Here is a 1660-nt window from a genome sequence, read left to right as displayed (position 1 = left end):
GAAGCACACTCCGCATTCGCGCCACGGAATGGGCATCGACCACCCAAAACGAGATCCGTCAGCGTCAATCGCCGCGCGGCACGCTGAAACATTGGAAAGCCAGCTTCTCAGCCAACTTTCGTGCATAGTTCAGGCTAGGAGTTCGACCGGCGACTGCCCGAGAAAGAGGAGCTGGTCGACGATCCCAAGAGGAGCATCGAGGGGCACAGATTCCAAGACGAAACCCACGTCGATAGCCCATCCACTCAGCCCACTCTCTTTCTCGCTCCAGTCCTTGAAAGTCAGACTGGACTCTACGATTGGCCCAGTGAAGAACAGGCCCAGCCCCCTATTCGGATCCCCGATCGGGAGCTGACCATAATCTGCGACAATGAACCGGCTCATCTGAGATTCGGTTAGCCACGGGTCGAGGATCGTGAACTCTCCTTCGACGTCATTCCAACCGGTCGCGACGATCATGTGGCGCGTGGACCCGGAGACCACATTCAGAACCACTGGCAAGCCCCGCTGAACCGCGTCCACCATCCTCGTCCTATCTACGAGCATATAAGGAGTAAAGGCAGTTCGATTCCCAAAGAATCTCCTCCACAGGGAGATCGTTGAGAACAGCGATTCGGGATTGGCTCCGCAAACCCCAACATACCCACTGGCGACACCGAACCTCTCGCCGAAATCGTGTATCCCGAGAGGATTCGCCGGATGACCGAACTCAGATGTGCCGTTTGTACCTCCGCCCGGTCTTCGGAGGACTTCAGCCTGCATGGCCATTGCTACCGCGGTGTACGCGCAGCCACACTCAGCGAACGTTGTTTCCTGGGTTCCAATCAACTCAGTGGCCCAGCGCCAATCTGCCTGTGACAGAAAGGGTGTGGGATTCACGCAGCCTTCGTCCGCTCCGATGCACCACTGCTGCGCACCTGCAGGCGCCGCCTGAAGAGCCAAGAGTGCCATCCCCCATGAGAGGACGGCGCGGATCATTTGATGTCGCCCGCGAGTACGGCAGGAAGAAAGTCCAACCAGCCCCAATGCAACCAAGAGAAATGTCCCAGGTTCCGGAACCGCTGTTATCGTGGCGCCACCGATGCTGTCAACAACGAGCGCCTGACCGAAACCATCTCCAAACGCGAAGACCTGTCCAACGAGAATCGACGTCTGGTCGCCTGGTACGATCCCATTCTGGTGGAACACCAACTGAGCAAGCAGAAACGAACTCGGCTGGATCACGTCGAGATAGGGCCCCGTACAGAAAACGCACGACAAGACGTCGGCCTCGAGCAGGCTGACTTCGGCTATCCGCACTGACCCCGGAGCAACGACCCCAAGACTGAAGTCGAGCGCTTGGCCGCCACTCAAATCTCCAAGAGAGCCTCCCAATGTGTAACTGGAAAACGACAGAACCGAGTGATCAAAGTCTATACCGAGATCAAAGTCGCCAAGCGACACTGGCCCCCCATCGACAAGGCTAGAAACCCAAAGTTGGACAACGATGTCATCACCCAAACCCACGGTTCCGGTGCTTGGGGGGATGTCCCGTCCGCTGTTGATCTTCTCTGAGCGGCGGCTCCGGTTTGAATCCTAGGCGACGCGCTTTGCAGTCGCCTCTTCGCTGGTTTCGGACACGGTGAGAGCTCGGACGAGCTTCTCGATGTCGCGCCACCCT

At 57.9% G+C, this 1660-nt stretch carries 1 protein-coding gene; it reads right to left on the bottom strand.

The window, feature by feature from the left end; all coding sequences use genetic code 11:
* Window positions 1–129: 129 nt before the first annotated feature.
* Window positions 130–1500 (bottom strand): PEP-CTERM sorting domain-containing protein, encoded by a 1371-nt coding sequence (locus tag GY937_09520; protein MCP5056947.1) that lies wholly within the window; start codon window positions 1498–1500, stop codon window positions 130–132.
* Window positions 1501–1660 lie beyond the last annotated feature (160 nt).

The sequence above is a fragment of the bacterium genome, assembly GCA_024228115.1.
Lineage (GTDB): Bacteria > Myxococcota_A > UBA9160 > UBA9160 > UBA6930.
Note: the sequence above shows the minus strand (reverse complement) of the source record. Positions and strands in the feature narration are given on the sequence as shown.